Raw genomic sequence first — 17,830 nt, forward strand, 5'->3', positions numbered from 1 at the left:
ATCCCATGCGCGCACTGCTGCTGTACCGGCTCGATCTCGCCGCCGAGGCCGCGGAGGACGGGATCCATGCCGTCGATCCGCGGGAGCCGATCATCCGGGCGACCGACCTCGGCGTCACCCGCGGCGACGGCGTGTTCGAGACCGCCGTGGTGCGCGGGGGAAGGCCGCAGGCCCTGGAGGCGCATCTCGTGCGGCTGGAGCGTTCGGCGCAGCTCCTAGGGTTGCCCGCGCCGGGCCGCGAGCGGTGGGGGCGGGCGGTGCGCCGCGCGGCCGCCGAGGTCTCCCGCCCCGGAGTGCTCCGCGACGGGGAGATCGCCTCGATCAAGTTCGCGATGACCCGCGGGGACGAGATCGACCCGGCCGGACCGACGGGGTGGGTGCTCGGCTTCGCGGGAGAGGACCCGGAGGCCGTCCGCGCGCGGGGCGTCTCCGCGGTGGTGCTCGACCGCGGGTACCGGCACGACGTCATGGAGACGGCGCCCTGGCTGCTGCAGGGAGCGAAGTCCCTCGCCTACGCGGTGAACCAGGCGGCCCTGCGGGAGGCACGGAGCCGGGGTGCGGACGACGTCGTCTTCGTCAGCGCCGACGGGTTCGTCCTCGAAGGGCCGCGGTCGACGCTGATCGCGCGGCTCGACGGGGCGCTGGTCACGCCACCGCCCGAGTACGGGGTGCTCCCCGGGACGACCCAGGCCGACGTCTTCGCGGGACTCGCCGAGGTGCCCTCCCGCGTCGGTTCGATGATGCGGGACGATCTGGAGCGGGCAGACGCCCTCTGGCTCTGCTCCAGCACCCGCGGTGCGGTGCCCGTGCGGGAGCTGGACGGCGTCGCGCGCGCTGTGGACCCGGTGCTCACCGCGCGGATGAACGCGGTGCTGGATGGACGAGAGGACTGAGATGGTCGACGCGGATCTGCCGATCGATCGGGTGATCGACGGCCACAACGACCTCGCCTGGGCGAGCAGGACGCTGCTCGGCTACAGGGTCGCGGAGCTCTCCGGCCCGGTGGCGGCCACGCAGACCGACCTGCCGCGACTGGTCGCGGGCGGGGTCGCCGGCCAGTTCTGGTCGGTCTGGGTCGATCCCGTGCTGGAGGGGGCGGAGCAGGTGGTGGCCACGCTCGAGCAGATCGACTTCGTGCACCGCCTCGTCGCCGCCCACCCGCAGCGCTTCGCGATCGCTCGGACGGCGGCCGACGTGCGTGCGGCGATGGCCGAGGGGCGGATCGCCTCGCTCATCGGCATCGAGGGCGGCGACCAGCTCGGTGGATCGCTGGCCGTGCTGCGGCAGTTCGCGCGTCTCGGCGCGCGGTATCTCACCCTGACCTGGTCGCGGACGATCGCCTGGGCGGATTCGGCGACCGACGAGGCGCGCCACGGCGGTCTGACGGACTTCGGACGCGAGGTGGTGCGCGAGATGAACCGCATCGGTGTGCTCGTCGACCTCTCGCACGTCGCTCCGACGACCATGCGGCATGCCCTGGAGGTCACGACCCGCCCGGTGATGGTCAGCCACTCCGGCGCCCTCGCCGTGTGCGACCACCCCCGCAACGTGCCGGACGACGTGCTCGCAGCGATCGGCGCGCAGGGCGGCGTCGTGATGGTGCCGTTCGTCCCCACGTTCGTCTCGCAGGGCCGCCGGGACTGGTGGGAAGCCGGGGGAGAGGGAGAGGCGCCGCGCGTCGGCGTCGCGGACGTCGCCGATCACCTGGACCACGTGCGTCGCGTGGCCGGCGCGCAGGCGGTCGGGATCGGCGCCGACTACGACGGCTCCGATGCGATGCCGGACGGTCTCGGCGACGTCTCGGGGTACCCGGCGCTGTTCGCCGAGCTGCGGCGTCGAGGCTGGTCGGAGGACGACCTCCGGGCCCTGGCGCACGAGAACGTCCTCCGGGTGCTGGAGGCGTCGGACCCCGACCACGAGGCCTTCCTCGCCGGCCGCGCAGGAGAGCCCGCCGCGGCCGCGCTCGCTCCCGCAGTCGACACGACGGCGCGGGAGGGGGCGCTGTGAACCCGCGCGTCCTCGTGATCGTGAACTCCGCGAGTTCCGGCCCGCGCCGCCTCGGCACCTGGCTGCGGGAGAAGGCGATCGACGTCGACGAGGTGGTGGGAGCCGAGCAGCCGCTGCCCGCCTCCCTGGACGGCTACGCCGGACTCGTCATGCTGGGCGGCGGGCTCATGCCGGACGATGATGACTGCGCGCCGTGGCTCGCGGCAGAGCGGGCGCTCGCCGCGGAGGCCATCGACCGCGACCTCCCCACCCTCGGCATCTGCCTGGGCGGTCAGCTGCTCGCCCACGTGGCAGGCGGCGAGGTCGCCGAGAAGACCGGACCCATCGAACGCGGCGCGACCCCCATCCGCCCCACCGCGGCAGGACGTGCCGACGCCCTGTTCGCGGCCCTCGGCGATGAGGCTCCGATGATCGAGAACCATCAGGACATGATCACGCGGCTCCCATCCGCGGCGGTGCTGCTGGCGACGAGCGCCGCCGTCGAGAACCAGGCCTTTCGGCTGGGGGCGCGGGTGCGCGGCGTGCAGTTCCATCCCGAGGCCTCCGCGGCCGACCTCGCCCGATGGGACGACGCGGCGCTGCGAGGAGAGGGACGCTCGCTTCCCGCTCTCATCGCCGCCGCCGAGCGCGTGCACGACCACAACACCGCGGCCAGCCGCGCGCTCATCGAGGCCTTCGCCGACGAGGTGCGCGCCGGGGTCCCCGTATGACCGGGCAGGATGCGGATCTCCTCGTCACCGCCGAGTCCGCCGCGGAGGCACTCCGCCACGGCCTGGACGAGCGCGCGCGTCGTGCCGCCCCGGCCGCCATCGCCGCGGTGGCCGAACGGGGAAGTGTCCGCGCAGTGCTCACCCACGGCCATCCCCGCGCCGATGAGGCCCCGACGACGCGGGACACGGTCTTCCGCATCGCGTCGATGTCCAAGAGCTTCCTGGCCGCCACCGTGCTCTCCCTTCGAGACCGCGGGCTGCTCGACCTCCACGCGCCGATCCGCACCTATCTGCCGGAGGTCCGGCTGCGGCATCGGGGTGCGGACGTCGAGGTCACGGGCGACCTGCTGCTCTCCAACCGGTCCGGTCTGGGGGAGGACAACGCCTGGGTGGACCGGCATCTCGGCGCCTCCCGTGCGGAGATCGCCGCCGTGTTCGCAGGTGGGGTGCACCTCGCGGCCGCGCCGGGAACCGTCTACCAGTACTCCAACCTCGGCCAGTCGCTGCTCGGCCGCGTCGTGGAAGCGGTGACGGACCGGGCCGTGGAGGACGTGATCCGGGAGACCCTGCTCGAGCCCCTCGGGCTGCGCCGGACGGCGCACGTGTCGGACGGCTACGCGCCGGAGACGCTGGCCGGCGGTTTCCGGACGTTCGACGACGGCACCACGTTCCGCCCCGAGCCGTTCGTGGGGTCCGGCGCGCTCGGCTGCATCGGCAGCATGTTCAGCACCGTCGACGACATCGCGAGATGGATGTGGTTCCTCGGCTCGGCCTTCACCGACGACCCGCTGGCGCCCGACGTGCTGGCTCCGGCGTCGCGTCGGGAGCTGCAGCAGGCCCGCACCCCAATCCCGGTGCCGTCGGCGATGTTCGACGGGCGCGACCTCGCGGGGGCCGGCTACGGCTACGGCCTCTTCGTCGAAGACGACCGGCGGTTCGGGCGGATCGTGCAGCACTCCGGCGGTCTTCCGGGATTCTCGGCGCACATGCGCTGGCACGCGGCCAGCGGCATCGGCGTCGTCGCCTTCGGGAACTCCGACGAGTTCGGCGCCCGGCGGATCGCAGGCGCCGCGCTCCAGCAGCTGCTCGAACGGACGGACGCCCCCTCCGCGGTCCTGCACCCGTGGGCGGAGACGGTCGCCGCCGCGCAGGCTCTCGACGCCGCGATCCGCTCGGGACGGCCCGCCGCCACGTACCCGTTCCTCGCCGACCATGTGCTCGATGACATCCCGGCCGACGTCCGCGATGCCCGGCTGGAGGCACAGGTCCAGGAGATCGGCGGATTCCGCGCAGACCAGGACCCGTTCCTCGACCGTGTGGTGGCCGCGGCGACCGAGGCCGAGTTGCGCTGGCGGATTGCGGGGAACCGCGGCGACCTCCTCGTCGACGTGCGGCTGGTCGGGCTGCCGGAGCCTCGCGTGCAGGGGGTGAGCGCGGCGGTCGTCGCGCCAGGGCAGACGCGTGTCGAGGGGGAAGGGGCCGGAGCCGCAGAGCGACACCGGATCATCCTGCCGTCGCCCTGATCCCGGGTCGCACAGATCGACCGGGTCCAAAAAACCGCCCTAGGATGGAGACATCCCGACCCGTCCGTTCTGAGGAATCCTCATGCCCGCCACCCCTGTGCGTCGCCTCCTTCCCTTCGCCGCGCTCGCCGCCGCCACTGCCCTGGTGCTGAGCGCGTGCGCCGGCCCGTCCACGGAGAGCGACGGCGGTGAGCTCGTGTGGTCGATCGAGGGCGCGAACCTGTCCGCAGGGCACATGGACCCGCAGGTGAGCCAGCTCGACGTCTCCGGCATGGTGCAGCGGGCGGTGCTCGACTCCCTGGTGTTCCAGGAGGACGACGGCACGTTCAGCCCGTGGCTCGCGAAGAGCTGGGAAGTCTCGCCGGACAGCACGGAGTACACCTTCACGCTGCGCGACGACGTGACCTTCACCGACGGCGAGCCGTTCGATGCGGAGGCCGTGAAGGCGAACTTCGACCGGATCGTCGACCCGGAGACCGCCTCGGCCCAGGCGGCGAGCATGCTCGGCGCGGACTTCTACGCCGGAACCGAGGTCGTCGACGACCACACGGTGAAGGTCTCGTTCACGCAGCCGTATGCGCCCTTCCTGCAGGCGGCCAGCACCCCGCAGCTCGGCTTCTACTCGCCGGCCGTGCTGGCCGAGTCGGCCGACAAGCTCAAGGCGGGCGGTCCCGACGTCACGGTCGGCACCGGACCCTTCGTGCTCACCGAGTACACCGCCGACCAGGAGATCGTCTACACGCGCAACGACGACTACGCCTGGGGTCCGCACGAGACGAAGGCGCCGGCGTTCGAGACGCTGCGCGTGCAGATCCAGCCGGAGGCGTCGGTGCGCACCGGAGTGATCGAGAGCGGCGAAGCCGACCTCGCCAGCAACATCCCGCCGAACCAGGTCGCCGGTCTGGACGACGCCGGCGTCACGGTCGACTCGGTGGAGTACCCCGGACTGCCCTACTCGCTCTACCTGAACGAGAAGTACGGCGTCTTCGCCGACGAGAAGGTGCGGCAGGCGTTCGCCCGCGGCATCGACGTCGACGCGGCGGTCGAGGAGATCTACTTCGGGCAGTTCCCGCGGGCGTGGAGCGTCCTCGGCAGCACGACCCCGGGCTATGACGCGTCGCTGGAGGACTCCTGGCCGTTCGATCAGGACGCCGCGAACGCCCTGCTCGACGAGGCCGGCTGGACGGAGCGCGACGCCGACGGCATCCGCATGAAGGACGGCGAGCGCCTGTCCGTGCGGTGGATCGCCTGGACCCCGGTCCCCGACGACCGCGCGGCGCTGGCCAACGCGATCCAGTCGGATCTCAAGGCCATCGGCTTCGAGGTGCAGCGCGAGGAACTGGAGCCCGGTGCCTACAACGCCCAGTACGAGCCCAAGACGTTCGACCTCACCGACTGGGGCTTCTCCGGCGTGGACGCCGACTTCCTCCGTGCGCACCTGCACACCGACGGCTTCCAGAACGCCTCGCAGGTGAGCGATCCGGAGATCGACGCGCTTCTGGAAGAGGCCGTCGCGTCGAGCGACCAGGACGCCCGCAACGAGCTCTACACGCAGCTGCAGCAGTGGAACGCGGAGTACACGGCCATCGTCCCGCTCTACAGCCCCTCGGCGATCACGGCGGTCGGCGAGCGCGTGCAGGGTCTGGACTACGACCTCTACGGGCGGCCGCTCTTCTACGATGTGAGCCTCGGCTGACATCCGGCGGCCGTCGTTTCGAGGGAGCGGGCGGAGTGATCGAACCGTGACAGCGGTGCTCGGCCGTGCCCTCGGGCTCGTCGCCTCGGTGGTCATCGTGCTGTGGGGCGCCGCGACGGTCGCGTTCCTGGCCTTCCGGGTGATCCCCGGCGACCCGGTCTCGGTGATGCTCGGCCCGCAGGCGCAGGTGAGCGAGGCGGTCAAGGACGGCATCCGCGCCGATCTCGGTCTCGACCGCCCGCCGCTGGAGCAGTACGTCGGCTTCATCGGGCAGCTCGCCCGGGGTGACCTCGGCGAGTCCTACCAGCTGCGGCTGCCGGTGACCGAGGTCATCGGACGGCAAATGGGCGCGACGGTGCAGCTCTCGGCCCTGGCGCTGGGGATCGCCGTCGTCCTCGCCCTCGCGGTGGCGGTCTTCGTGCGGGGCCGTGTCGGGCGCACCGTCGCCGCCGGCGTCGAGCTCGTGGTGCTCTCCTCGCCGGTGTTCTGGATCGGGCTGCTGCTGCTCAGCGTCTTCGCGTTCGGTCTCGGCTGGTTCCCCGTCTCGGGCACCCGCAATCCGGCGACCATCGTCCTCCCGGCGATCACGCTCGCCCTCCCGGTGGCGGCACTGCTCAGCCAGGTCCTGCGTGATGGGCTGATGCAGGCGGAACGGATGCCCTTCGCGGAGACGGTCCGTGCGCGGGGTGCCGGACCCACCTGGTTCACGCTGCGGCACGGGGTGCGGCACGGCGCCGCGTCGGCGGTCACCGTCGCGGCCTATCTCACCGGCTCGGTCCTCGGGGGTGCGGTTCTCGTCGAGACGGTGTTCGCCCGGCCCGGCCTGGGGCGGGTCACCCTCGCCGCCATCAACGACCGCGATCTCCCCGTCCTCACCGGGATCATCCTGCTGAGCGCTCTCGTCTTCGTCGTCATCAACGTGGTGGTGGAGCTCGTGCATCCGCTCATCGATCCCCGCGTCGCCGCCTCCTCCCGACCCGGAGTCGTCCGATGAGTCGGGGGCAGCGGATCCTCCTCGGCTCCGCCGTGCTCGTGCTGGCGGTGGTCGCCGTCGCCGCCCTGTGGCCGGGACTGCTCGCCACGCACGATCCGCTGCAGACCGAGGTCCGGGCCGCTCTGCTGCCGCCGAGTGCCGAGCACCTCTTCGGCACCGATCAGAGCGGCCGCGACGTGTACTCCCGCGTGGTGTTCGGCGCGGGGCGCTCGGTCGGGATCGGGCTTCTCGCCACCGCCATCGCCCTCGCTGCCGGCCTGCTCGTGGGGGCGCTCGCCGGTATGTCGCCGCGCGGTGTGGACGTCACGCTCATGCGCATCAACGACGTGCTCATGGCGTTCCCGGAGTTCCTGGTGGCGCTCGTCGTGGTGGCCGTGCTGGGTCCGGGACCGGTGAACATCGCCATCGCGGTGACGCTGGCCGCCGCGCCCGTGTACGTGCGCCTCGCCCGCGTGCAGACCAGGACGCTGCGCGTGGCCGAGCATGTCGAGGCCGCCCGGATCCTCGGCGTGCCGCCGCTGCGGGCGTTCCGGCGCCATGTCGTGCCCGGGGTGCTGGGGGCGCTGAGCGTGCTGGCGACCATCGGCATCGGCTCGAGCATCCTGGCCGCGGCCGGACTGAGCTTCCTGGGTCTCGGGCCGTCCGAGCCGACCCCGGAGTGGGGCCTCATGCTCGCCGGCGGGCGCAATGTGCTCGGACAGGCCTGGTGGGTGTCGGTCTTCCCCGGACTCGCGATCACGCTGACGGTGGTGTGCGCGACGGTGGTCGGACGCATCCTCCGAGCGCGGGCGGACGGGAGGGACGCATGAGTGCGGCGCTGGAGGTCGAGGGACTGCGGATCGCCTTCGCGGGGAGTCCCGTCGTGGAGGACGTCTCGTTCACGGTGGACGCCGGAGAGTGCGTGGCGATCGTGGGGGAGTCGGGGGCGGGGAAGTCGCTCTCGGCCCGCGCTCTGCTCGGCCTCACGCCGCCGACGGCAGACGTCGCCGTCGACCGGCTCCGCATCGACGGGGTGGACGCCGCCACCCTGACCGAGCGCGGCTGGCGGCGGCTCCGGGGGACCAGGATCGGCCTCGTCTCGCAGGACGCCCTCGTGTCACTGGACCCGTTGCGACGGATCGCGGACGAGATCGCCGAGCCGCTGCGGCTGCACCGCCTCGTGCGCGGGCGCGCGGCCGTCGCTGCGCGGGTGCGAGAGCTTCTCGGACGGGTGTGGATGCCCGACCCCGACCGCCGCGCACGGCAGCGTCCGCAGGAGCTCTCCGGAGGGTTGCGGCAGCGCGCGCTCATCGCCTCGGCGCTGGCCGGGAACCCCGCGGTGCTCGTCGCGGATGAGCCCACCACGGCTCTGGACGCGACTGTGCAGGCCCGGATCCTCGTGCTCCTGCGGGAGATCGCCGACGACGGCACCGCCGTGGTCTTCATCAGTCACGACTTCGCGGCGGTGCGGCGAGTGGCGGACCGGGTGCTGGTGATGAAGGACGGCCGGATCGTGGAGTCCGGCCCGGTCGCGGAGGTGCTCGCCGCCCCTCGCCACCCGTACACCCGGCAGCTCCTCGCGGCGACGATGCATGAGCCGCGGGAGGAGCGTGCGACGTCCTCGGAGGCCGTGGTCGTCGCCGACGACGTGTCCAAGGCGTTCGGCGGGGTGCCCGCGGTCGTCGACGCGTCGTTCACGGTGTCCGCCGGTCGGACGCTGGGCATCGTCGGCGAATCCGGATCGGGCAAGACGACCCTCGCCCGGATGCTGGTGGGCGTCGAGAGGCCGGACACCGGAGTGCTGCGCTGGAACGGAACGCCGCGCGTGCAGCTCGTGCACCAGAACCCGCTCGGCGCCTTCGACCCGCGGTGGACCGTGGGGCGGTCGCTGGAGGAGGCGCTGGAGGCGGGAGGGGTGCCGCGTGGTGCGCGTCGGACGCGAGTGGCGGCGCTGCTCGCGGAGGTCGGGCTCGATGCGAGTCTGGCGGCGCGACGGCCGGCGGCGCTGTCGGGCGGGCAGCGGCAGCGGGCGGCCCTCGCCCGAGCGCTCGCCGCCGACCCGGACGTGCTGGTGCTGGACGAGCCCGTCTCGGCCCTCGACCCCTCGGTGCGCGAGCGGGTGCTCCGGCTCCTCGCGCGGGTGCAGGAGGAGCGGCGGCTCACGATGGTCTTCGTCTCCCACGACCTCGACGTCGTCGGCGCCGTCGCGGACGACGTCCTGGTCATGCAGGACGGCCGGATCGTCGAGCAGGGGCCCACGGCGGCGGTGTTCGCGGCGCCGCAGCATCCGTTCACCCGGGAGCTGCTCGCGGCCAGCGGCCCCGTCAGTCCGTGACGGTGATCCCGAGCCCGGCCGCCATCACGGGCGCGAGCTGCTGCACCTGCACCGACGAGAGCGTGGTGCCGCGCAGGCTCTGGACGTCGAGGTAGGAGAGCGCGTCGAGGCCGCGGAGGTCCACGTCCTTCGCGCGCAGGCCCCGGGGGTCGACCTCGTCGCTGCGCGAGGCCTGGAACCGGACGCGCGTCAGTTCGGCCTGCGGGATGTCGATCGTGCGGACGGCGCATCCCACGACGTCGACGTCTTCGGCGCGGGCGGCGCCCAGGTTCAGGTAGTCGATTCGCACGTCCCGCAGCTCGAGCTCCGCCACGCGGGCGTCGCCGAGGTCGAGGGTCCCGATGCGGCCGCCCGTGATCCGGAGTCGACGGATGCTCGCGTTCCGCAGCCGGAGCGACGCGATGCGCGGTTCGGGCAGGTCGACGTCGAGGAGCGTGGCCCCGGTGAGCTCGATGCTGTCGGCGTCTGCCTGGACCGCGCACTGCTCGAGCGTGGCGTACGCGAGGTCGACGGTGCCCGTGAGCTCCAGCGCGGCGGCGAGGAGGTCGGCCCGGCGCGCGGCTTCACGGGGCTCCAGCACGGGTGGGAGGTCGGGCGCGGACACACGGGGTGCGGTCGGGGAGTTCGGCATCCTCCGAGGCTATGTCCTCCCTCCGACACCCTCGCTCCTCCGTGCATCCCGGCTTCAGCCTGCGGGAGGTCGCTGATCTGCGCCGCGTCGCAGGCCCTCGGCAGGTTCCTCCGACGGGGGCGTGAATCTGCGACATCGAGCGGGGGGGAAGGGGAGAGGGACTCGGGCTGCACAGGAGAGGGAGTGGGGGAGTTGTGCACAGAGGGCGGGAGGAGCTCACCGAGGCGGGGAACGAGGGAGGGGTGGGGAGCAGCATCGAGGGCATGAACGGGATGAGGCGGGCGCGGCTGCTGCAGGCGATGCGCGAGGTCGACGGAGTCGCACGGGTCGAGCGGCTGCGGGACCGCGGGGTCAGTCGGTACGACCTCGAGATGGCGGTCGCGGAGTGCATGATCCAGCGGGTGCGGGTCGGGTGGGTGGCGCTGCCCGATGCCGATCCGCGTCGGGTGACCGCGGCCCAGCACGGTGTTCTGCTGACGTGCGTGACGCAGGCGCGGCGGCTGGGCATCTGGGTGCATGACGAGAGACCGCGCCTTCACCTCGCGGCCAGCCCGGGCAGCCGGGGCGGGAAGCCGCCGGAGGCCCGCGTGCACTGGGCTCGGCCTCTGGTCCCGCGACACCCCGATGCCCTGGAGGACCCGATCGAAACGTGCTGAGCCTGGTGTCCACGTGTGAGCCGTACGAACAGGCGCTCGCGACCTGGGAGTCGGCATTAAACAAGGGGCTCGTCGACCGAGAGAGGCTGCTCCGACTCCGCTGGGGACCGCGCGGGCGGCGGCTCCTGGCCGAGGCGCTGCCGTTCGCGGATGCGGGGCTCGAGACCTACCTGCGCGTGCGACTGCGCTGGCTCCGGCTGCCGCTGCGCTTCCAGACGTGGATCGCCGGGCACAGGGTGGACGCCCTGATCGGCGAGCGACTCGTGCTGCAGATCGACGGCGGCACGCACGTCGGAGTCCAGCGCGACCAGGACAACTGTCATGATGCGGAGCTGAAGCTGCGCGGCTACCACGTCATCCGTCTGGGCTATCACCAGGTGATGGACGAGTGGCCCGCGGTGCAGGACCTCCTCATGCGCGCCGTCGCCCAGGGACTGCATCGTGCTCGCACGGCGTGATGTCGCAGATTCCGCCCCGGGTCGCAGGGATGTCTCCAGATCCTGCGACGTCGAAGAGAATCCGCGGGAGGAGGAGCACGCGTACAATGGGCACACGAGCATCGATCCGGCCATCACCGGGGAGCTCTCGGAAGAACGGTCCGGCGACGGACTCAGTAGAACCGAGCGGGGCAGGCCCGTCATAGCCGCAGTGAGAGTGGTCCGTGGGTCTCTGAGCTTGGCGAGGGGACGCAGGGGCACGCGAGGTGGTACCGCGGTCCGCGAGGATCGTCCTCGCAGCAGCATCCGCCACGACGACCACTGCGAGAGACCATGACCTACCCGCGCTCCTCCTTCGGCCCCGCTGCCGACCCTTCGACCAGCTCAGGGACCCAGGGGTCTGTGGCGCCGAGCCCCCGCTTCCCGCAGATCGAGGAGGAGGTGCTCGACTTCTGGAAGACCGACGACACCTTCCGCGCCTCCATCGAGCAGCGAGAGGGTGCTCCCGAGTGGGTGTTCTACGACGGCCCTCCCTTCGCGAACGGTCTGCCGCACTACGGCCACCTGCTCACGGGCTACGCGAAGGACGTGTTCCCGCGCTTCCAGACGATGATCGGGCACAAGGTCGATCGCGTCTTCGGATGGGACACCCACGGGCTCCCGGCCGAGCTCGAGGCGATGAAGCAGCTCGGGATCACCGAGAAGAGCGAGATCGAGGAGATGGGGATCGACGTCTTCAACGAGAAGGCGCGTTCCTCGGTCCTGAAGTACACGCGGGAGTGGGAGGACTACGTCACCCGCCAGGCCCGGTGGGTGGACTTCGAGCGCGGCTACAAGACGCTCGACCTCAACTACATGGAGAGCGTGCTCTGGGCCTTCAAGACCCTGTACGACAAGGGGCTCGCCTACGAGGGCTACCGTGTGCTCCCGTACTGCTGGCGCGATGAGACGCCGTTGTCCGCCCACGAGCTGCGCATGGACGACGACGTCTACCAGATGCGACAGGACCCGTCGGTCACGGTCACCTTCCCGCTCACCGGCGCGAAGGCCGAGGCGCTCGGGCTCACCGGCGTGCGCGCCCTCGCCTGGACGACGACCCCCTGGACTCTGCCGACCAACCTCGCGCTCGCCGTGGGGCCGGACATCGAGTACGTCGTGCTGCCCGCCGGTCCCGCAGGCGCCTCCGACGTGCACCAGGGGCGCGCCGCTCCCTCGGCCGACCAGCTCGCGGTCGAGGCCTCTGCGCACCGCTACCTGCTCGCGAGGGATCTGCTCGGCGGGTACGCCAAGGATCTCGGCTACGAGAGCCCGGAGGACGCGCTCGCCGCGGTCGACGCCACGCTGCGCGGTGCAGAGTTGGCGGACGTCACATACGACCGCCTGTTCGACTACTACGCGGACGAGGAGACCTACGGCACGGAGAACGCCTGGCGCATCCTCGTCGACGACTACGTCACCACCACCGACGGCACCGGCATCGTCCACCAGGCACCCGCCTACGGTGAGGACGACCAGCGCGTCGCCGGCTCCGCGGGCATCCCGACGATCCTGTCGCTCGACGACGGCGGGCGCTTCCTCCCGAACGTCACGGATGTCGCTGGCGAGCTGTGGATGGACGCGAATACCCCGCTCGTGCGGATCATCCGCGACAACGGTCGCCTGGTCCGGCTGCAGAGCTACGAGCACTCCTACCCGCACTGCTGGCGCTGCCGGAACCCCCTGATCTACAAGGCCGTGTCGAGCTGGTTCATCCGGGTCACCGACATCAAGGACGACCTCCTCGCGAACAACGAGCAGATCACCTGGGTGCCGGAGAACGTGAAGGAGGGGCAGTTCGGCAAGTGGCTCGAGGGCGCTCGCGACTGGTCGATCAGCCGCAACCGCTACTGGGGCTCGCCAATCCCGATCTGGAAGAGCGACGACCCGGAGTACCCGCGCGTCGACGCCTACGGCTCGCTGGAGGAGCTGGAGCGCGACTTCGGCACGCTGCCGCGCAACCCCGAGGGCGAGGTGGACCTGCACCGCCCCTACATCGACGATCTGACGAGGCCGAACCCCGACGACCCCACGGGCAAGAGCACGATGCGGCGCATCGGCGACGTCTTCGACGTGTGGTTCGACTCCGGCTCGATGCCCTATGCCCAGGTGCACTATCCGTTCGAGAATCAGGAGTGGTTCGACTCGCACTCCCCGGCGGACTTCATCGTGGAGTACATCGGCCAGACCCGCGGCTGGTTCTACGTCATGCACGTGCTCTCGACGGCGCTGTTCAACCGCCCGGCGTTCACGGGCGTCAGCTGCCACGGCATCGTGCTCGGCAGCGACGGCTACAAGATGTCGAAGTCGCTGCGGAACTACCCGGACGTGTCCGAGGTTCTGGACCGCGACGGGTCTGACGCGATGCGCTGGTTCCTGATGTCGAGCGCAGTGCTCCGCGGCGGCAACCTCATCGTCACCGAGGAGGGCATCCGGTCCGGCGTGCGGGAGTTCCTGCTGCCGCTGTGGAACTCGTGGTACTTCTTCGCGACGTATGCGAATGCTTCGACAGGCTCAGCAACCCAGGGAGGAGCAGGCTCAGCAACCCAGGGAGGAGCAGGCTCAGCAACCCAGGGAGGAGCAGGCTCAGCGGCCCAGGGAGGCGGGTACGAGGCGTCGTGGCGCACCGACTCGACCGACGTCCTCGACCGCTACATCCTCGCGCGGCTGGGCGACCTCGTCCGCGAGGTCCGGGCCGATCTGGAGGGCCTGGACTCGACCACCGCGTCCGCGCGACTGCGCGACTTCGCCGAGGTGCTGACGAACTGGTACATCCGCCGTTCGCGCGACCGGTTCTGGGTGGGCGTGACGGACGACCCGAAGAGCCGCGAGGCGTTCGACACCCTGTACACCGTGCTGGAGACGCTGTGCCGCGTGGCCGCGCCGCTCGTCCCGCTCATCAGCGAGCGCGTGTGGCAGGGTCTCACCGGCGGGCGCAGCGTGCACCTGCAGGACTGGCCGGATGCGGATCAGTTCCCCGCCGCCGACGAGATCCGCGACGCCATGGATGCCGTCCGTGAGCTGTCGAGCGTCGGCAACGCGCTGCGCAAGAAGGAGAAGCTGCGCGTGCGGCTGCCGCTCGCACGGCTCACGGTGGTCTCTCCGCTCGCGGGCGACCTCGGCCAGTTCGAGGACATCCTCCGCGAGGAGCTCAACGTGAAGACCGTCGAGCTCGTCCCGCTGACCGATGAGGCTGCCGGGGAGTACGGCATCAGCCACCGCCTGAGCGTGAACGCCCGCGCCGCGGGGCCGCGCCTCGGCAAGGACGTGCAGAAGGCCATCCAGGCCGCGCGCTCGGGTGACTGGTCCGAGACCGACGGCGTCGTGACCGCCGGCGGCATCGCACTGGAGCCTGCCGAGTACGACCTCGTGCTCGAGACCACGGGTCGCCCCGAGGGGGAAGCCCTGGCCATCGTCCCGTCCGGCGGGTTCGTCCTGCTCGACACCGAGACGACGCCGGAGCTGGAAGCCGAGGGCATCGCCCGCGACGCCATCCGCGTCGTGCAGGAGGCGCGCAAGAACGCCGGGCTCGACGTCAGCGACCGGATCGTGCTGGCCCTCAACGCCGCTCCCGCGGAGGCGGCGGCGCTGGAGACCCATGCCGACCTCATCGCCGCCGAGACGCTCGCCGTGGCGTTCGCCGTGCAGCCGACCGACGACCTCGACCGGCTCGTCGACGAGGTCACCAGCCCCGGAGACGGCGTGCATCGGAGCGGGGCGAAGGCTCTCGGGGCCGGGAAGGCGCCGCTCCTCGTCACGATCGACACGAACCTGGAGAAGGTGGGCGCATGAGTGCGAGAGACCGGGCCGACGCCGTCTACGAGACGCTGCTGAGCCGTGCCGGGGAACGCTGGGTGCAGCCGCGCAAGGAGCGGACGGCGCGGATCCTCGAGTACCTCGACGATCCCCAGCGCACCTACCGCGTCATCCACATCACCGGCACCAACGGCAAGACGTCGACCGCGCGGATGATCGAGAGCCTGCTGCGTGCCCATGACCTGCGCACCGGCCTGTTTACGAGCCCGCACCTGGAGCGCTTCACGGAGCGCATCATGATCGACGGCGAGCCGATCGCCGACGAGGCCGTCGCCGACGCCTGGGACGAGATCGAGCCCTTCGTGGGGATCGTCGACGCCGAGCTCGAGGCGGCAGGGGAGGCCCCCCTGACGTTCTTCGAGCTGCTCACGGTCCTCGCCTTCGTCGCGGTCGCCGACGCGCCCGTCGACGTGCTCGTCCTCGAGGTCGGCATGGGTGGCGAGTGGGACTCCACGAACACCGCCGACGGAGACGTGGCGGTGTTCGCTCCGATCGACATCGACCACGCGGACCGCCTGGGAAGCACGATCGCCGAGATCGCCCAGGTCAAGGCCGGCATCATCAAGGAGGGCGCCGCCGTCGTCTCCGCCCAGCAGCCCGCCGAGGCCGCCGAGGTGCTGCGCCGCGTGGCCGCGGAGCGCCATGCCACCATCGCCTTCGATGGCGAGGACTTCGGGCTCGCCGAGCAGAAGCTCGCCGTCGGCGGTCAGCTCCTCACCATCCGGGGCCTCGCGGGGCAGTACGAGGAGGAGTACCTGCCGCTGTACGGCGCGCACCAGGGCCACAACGCCGCGCTGGCCGTCGCCGCTGTCGAATCGCTCATCGGCGGCGCCGGTCAGGCGATCGCCGGCGGAGTGATCTCCGACGGACTGCAGGGCAGCACGTCTCCCGGCCGCCTGCAGCTCCTCGGCATCGCCCCTACCGTCATCGTCGACGCCGCGCACAACCCGCACGGCGCCGCGGCGCTCGCCCAGGCGCTGGACGACAGCTTCGACTTCGACGAGTGGGGCCTGGTGCTCGGCGTCCTCGCGGACAAGGACGCGGCGGGGATCGTCGCGCGGCTCGCGCCGGCCGCCGCGCACGTCTTCGCGACCGCGCCGGAGTCGGACCGCGCCAGCGATGCCGACCTCATCGCCGATCTCGTCGAACAGGCCGGACAGCGCGCCACCGTGCACCCGTCCCTCGCAGACGCCGCGGACGCGGCCCGGGAATGGGCGGCCTCGTCGGATCGTCGGGCCGTGGTCATCGCCGGCTCCGTCGTGCTCGCGGGCGAGGCGATCGCGCTCTCCGAGGAGGAGGACTGGAAGTCGGGGTGGCGCGCATGAGTGCCGCCGCCCCGCGTCGACCGCGCGCCCCGCGCACCCTCGTCCAGAAGCTCGCCCCGGTGGTGCTCGGCTTCGAGGCGATCGTCGTCTTCCTCGTCGGTCTCACCATCTTCGGCCTGAAGGCTCTGCCCGCCGGCATCGAGCAGTGGTGGGGGATCGTGGGCGGTGCCGTCGTGGCCGTGGCCTGCGTCGTCATCGCGGGCATGATCACGAAGCCCTGGGCGATCCCCGCCGGGTGGATCGTGCAGATCGTGGTCGCGCTGTCGGCCATCGCCGTCCCAGCGGTGCTTCTCGTCGTCCTGATTTTCGGCGGCATGTGGGCATATGCGACCATCATGGGGGCCCGCCTGGACGCACGACGCCCCAGCGAGTCTCCGACCGCGCAGAATGCAGACACAGAGAGTGAATGACATGGCCACCGAAGAAACCCTCGTCCTCGTCAAGCCGGACGGTGTCGCCCGCGGCCTCACCGGAACGATCCTCGCCCGCATCGAGGCGAAGGGCTACGCGCTCGTCGACATCCGCCTCGTCGAGCCCGACCGCGACCTCCTCGCCGCGCACTACGCCGAGCACGAGGGCAAGCCGTTCTACGAGCCGCTTCTCGAGTTCATGATGTCCGGTCCCTCCGTGGCGATCCGCCTCGCGGGCAACCGCGTCATCGAGGGCTTCCGCTCCCTCGCCGGCACCACCGACCCCACGACCGCCGCGCCGGGCACCATCCGTGGTGACTTCGGTCGCGACTGGGGCCTCCAGGTGCAGCAGAACCTCGTGCACGGCTCGGACAGCCCCGAGTCGGCCGCCCGCGAGCTGGGCATCTGGTTCGACTGACCCCGATCCTCACGACGAAGCCCGTCCGCCGAAATGGCGGACGGGCTTCGTCGTTCTCACGGAGAGATCAGAAGAGGATCTTCGCCATCTCGCCGAGGAAATCGAGTCCCTGCAGCTGCGCGAGGAAGATGATGAGCGCGTACGCGATGACGGTCGCCAGCGGCACCCACGGCATGAGCTTCTCGGCGCGCGCTCGGACCTTCGCGTTGCTCGTGAAGGTGCCGTTGCGGGCGAGATGGACCATCGTGGCGAAGAAGGTGGGGATCGTCACGGCCCAGGTGACCATGCACCAGGGGCAGAGCACGAAGAGGCTGTACAGGCTCTGCGCGATCAGCCAGCACACGAGGCCGAAGGCGAAGGTGATGCCCGCGCCGAACGCCGCCCAGAACCACCGCGGGAACCGCGCCCCGGCGAGGATCGCGACGCCGACGACGAGCGGCGCCATCCAGCCGGTGAGACCGATGATCGGGTTCGGGAAGCCGAACACCGATCCCTGCCACGACTGCAGGTTGACGCTGCACTGGATGAACGGGCTGAGATCGCACCCGAGCGCTTCCTGCGGCTTCTCCAGCAGTGCGAACTTCTCGACGGTGAGCTGGAAGGCGGCGTACCAGCCGATGACGCTCGCGATGATCAACCACACGGCATAGACGACGGGGCGGGTGCGCTGCTCGCTCATGCTCAGGATTATCCCAGCGACGGCTATGGAAAGGGCGAGAACCGCCCGGAGAAAACGGGCGGTGAGCGACGGGATGCCGCGATCGGACCGACTTGGTGCGATAATGACCTGTGATGCGATGAACGGCGTTGCCGCGACACGCGTCGAGCAGACTTCGGGGCCCATGCCCCACGCGACC

General features: G+C 71.4%; 16 protein-coding genes. 14 read left to right on the forward strand and 2 right to left on the reverse strand.

What is annotated here, in order from left to right:
* The first annotated feature begins 5 nt into the window (after positions 1-5).
* The 8 genes from AUV07_RS04165 (at position 6) to AUV07_RS04200 (ending at position 9,244) form a co-directional block, all read left to right on the forward strand.
* Positions 6-893 carry an aminotransferase class IV gene (locus AUV07_RS04165; protein ID WP_062634121.1) on the forward strand — a complete coding sequence of 296 codons (888 nt, stop codon included), beginning with the start codon at positions 6-8 and terminating at the stop codon, positions 891-893.
* Positions 877-2,007, forward strand: a complete 1,131-nt coding sequence (locus AUV07_RS04170; protein WP_082802843.1) for a dipeptidase — start codon at positions 877-879, stop codon at positions 2,005-2,007. The genes AUV07_RS04165 and AUV07_RS04170 overlap by 17 nt, the downstream gene beginning before the upstream one ends.
* Positions 2,004-2,717 (forward strand): type 1 glutamine amidotransferase, encoded by a 714-nt coding sequence (locus tag AUV07_RS04175; RefSeq protein WP_062634125.1) that lies wholly within the window; start codon positions 2,004-2,006, stop codon positions 2,715-2,717. The genes AUV07_RS04170 and AUV07_RS04175 overlap by 4 nt, the downstream gene beginning before the upstream one ends.
* Positions 2,714-4,240: a serine hydrolase domain-containing protein gene (locus tag AUV07_RS04180; RefSeq protein WP_062634127.1), complete on the forward strand. Its 1,527-nt coding sequence runs from the start codon at positions 2,714-2,716 to the stop codon at positions 4,238-4,240. The genes AUV07_RS04175 and AUV07_RS04180 overlap by 4 nt, the downstream gene beginning before the upstream one ends.
* 82 nt (positions 4,241-4,322) lie before the next feature.
* Positions 4,323-5,936, forward strand: coding sequence for an ABC transporter substrate-binding protein (locus tag AUV07_RS04185; RefSeq protein WP_062634129.1), 1,614 nt, complete (start codon positions 4,323-4,325; stop codon positions 5,934-5,936).
* A 46-nt stretch (positions 5,937-5,982) separates the two neighbouring features.
* Positions 5,983-6,930: an ABC transporter permease gene (locus AUV07_RS04190; protein ID WP_062634131.1), complete on the forward strand. Its 948-nt coding sequence runs from the start codon at positions 5,983-5,985 to the stop codon at positions 6,928-6,930.
* The gene (locus AUV07_RS04195) at positions 6,927-7,739 is read left to right on the forward strand and encodes an ABC transporter permease (protein ID WP_062634134.1); all 813 of its coding nucleotides are present in this window, start codon (positions 6,927-6,929) and stop codon (positions 7,737-7,739) included. The genes AUV07_RS04190 and AUV07_RS04195 overlap by 4 nt, the downstream gene beginning before the upstream one ends.
* Entirely contained in the window at positions 7,736-9,244 is a 1,509-nt protein-coding gene (locus AUV07_RS04200) for an ATP-binding cassette domain-containing protein (protein ID WP_062634137.1), read from the forward strand. The genes AUV07_RS04195 and AUV07_RS04200 overlap by 4 nt, the downstream gene beginning before the upstream one ends.
* On the opposite strand, the gene AUV07_RS04205 is transcribed toward AUV07_RS04200, so the two are convergent.
* On the reverse strand, positions 9,234-9,875 hold the full coding sequence (locus AUV07_RS04205) for a pentapeptide repeat-containing protein (RefSeq protein WP_062634139.1): 642 nt from the start codon (positions 9,873-9,875) through the stop codon (positions 9,234-9,236). The genes AUV07_RS04200 and AUV07_RS04205 overlap by 11 nt on opposite strands.
* A gap of 242 nt (positions 9,876-10,117) precedes the next feature.
* Between AUV07_RS04205 and AUV07_RS17925 the strand changes: the two genes are divergently transcribed.
* The 6 genes from AUV07_RS17925 to ndk all read left to right on the forward strand — a co-directional run bounded on the left by AUV07_RS17925 (position 10,118) and on the right by ndk (position 16,973).
* Positions 10,118-10,531 (forward strand): hypothetical protein, encoded by a 414-nt coding sequence (locus AUV07_RS17925; protein WP_231868192.1) that lies wholly within the window; start codon positions 10,118-10,120, stop codon positions 10,529-10,531.
* Positions 10,532-10,536: 5 nt separating this feature from the next.
* Entirely contained in the window at positions 10,537-10,989 is a 453-nt protein-coding gene (locus tag AUV07_RS17930) for a DUF559 domain-containing protein (RefSeq protein WP_231868193.1), read from the forward strand.
* A gap of 312 nt (positions 10,990-11,301) precedes the next feature.
* Positions 11,302-14,796, forward strand: coding sequence for an isoleucine--tRNA ligase (ileS, locus tag AUV07_RS04215; RefSeq protein WP_062634141.1), 3,495 nt, complete (start codon positions 11,302-11,304; stop codon positions 14,794-14,796).
* Positions 14,793-16,145 (forward strand): bifunctional folylpolyglutamate synthase/dihydrofolate synthase, encoded by a 1,353-nt coding sequence (locus AUV07_RS04220; protein WP_062634143.1) that lies wholly within the window; start codon positions 14,793-14,795, stop codon positions 16,143-16,145. The genes ileS and AUV07_RS04220 overlap by 4 nt, the downstream gene beginning before the upstream one ends.
* Positions 16,142-16,555: a DUF4233 domain-containing protein gene (locus tag AUV07_RS04225; protein ID WP_231868194.1), complete on the forward strand. Its 414-nt coding sequence runs from the start codon at positions 16,142-16,144 to the stop codon at positions 16,553-16,555. Before AUV07_RS04220 ends, AUV07_RS04225 begins: the two co-directional genes overlap by 4 nt.
* 1 nt (position 16,556) lies before the next feature.
* Positions 16,557-16,973, forward strand: coding sequence for a nucleoside-diphosphate kinase (ndk, locus tag AUV07_RS04230; protein ID WP_025104977.1), 417 nt, complete (start codon positions 16,557-16,559; stop codon positions 16,971-16,973).
* Between the two features lie 67 nt (positions 16,974-17,040).
* On the opposite strand, the gene AUV07_RS04235 is transcribed toward ndk, so the two are convergent.
* A complete protein-coding gene (locus AUV07_RS04235; RefSeq protein ID WP_025104976.1) occupies positions 17,041-17,652 on the reverse strand; it encodes a vitamin K epoxide reductase family protein in 612 nt (203 codons plus the stop codon).
* Positions 17,653-17,830 lie beyond the last annotated feature (178 nt).

The organism is Microbacterium sp. CH1 (assembly GCF_001595495.1).
In the GTDB taxonomy this organism is placed as follows: domain Bacteria; phylum Actinomycetota; class Actinomycetes; order Actinomycetales; family Microbacteriaceae; genus Microbacterium.

Coding starts and splice junctions, on each gene's coding strand:
- ndk (WP_025104977.1), top strand. CDS start 16,557: ATGGCCACCGAAGAAACCCTCGTCCTCGTCAAGCCGGACGGTGTCGCC.
- AUV07_RS04205 (WP_062634139.1), bottom strand. CDS start 9,875: ATGCCGAACTCCCCGACCGCACCCCGTGTGTCCGCGCCCGACCTCCCA.
- AUV07_RS04180 (WP_062634127.1), top strand. CDS start 2,714: ATGACCGGGCAGGATGCGGATCTCCTCGTCACCGCCGAGTCCGCCGCG.
- AUV07_RS04185 (WP_062634129.1), top strand. CDS start 4,323: ATGCCCGCCACCCCTGTGCGTCGCCTCCTTCCCTTCGCCGCGCTCGCC.
- AUV07_RS04200 (WP_062634137.1), top strand. CDS start 7,736: ATGAGTGCGGCGCTGGAGGTCGAGGGACTGCGGATCGCCTTCGCGGGG.
- AUV07_RS04170 (WP_082802843.1), top strand. CDS start 877: ATGGACGAGAGGACTGAGATGGTCGACGCGGATCTGCCGATCGATCGG.
- ileS (WP_062634141.1), top strand. CDS start 11,302: ATGACCTACCCGCGCTCCTCCTTCGGCCCCGCTGCCGACCCTTCGACC.
- AUV07_RS04220 (WP_062634143.1), top strand. CDS start 14,793: ATGAGTGCGAGAGACCGGGCCGACGCCGTCTACGAGACGCTGCTGAGC.
- AUV07_RS04165 (WP_062634121.1), top strand. CDS start 6: ATGCGCGCACTGCTGCTGTACCGGCTCGATCTCGCCGCCGAGGCCGCG.
- AUV07_RS04235 (WP_025104976.1), bottom strand. CDS start 17,652: ATGAGCGAGCAGCGCACCCGCCCCGTCGTCTATGCCGTGTGGTTGATC.
- AUV07_RS04225 (WP_231868194.1), top strand. CDS start 16,142: ATGAGTGCCGCCGCCCCGCGTCGACCGCGCGCCCCGCGCACCCTCGTC.
- AUV07_RS04195 (WP_062634134.1), top strand. CDS start 6,927: ATGAGTCGGGGGCAGCGGATCCTCCTCGGCTCCGCCGTGCTCGTGCTG.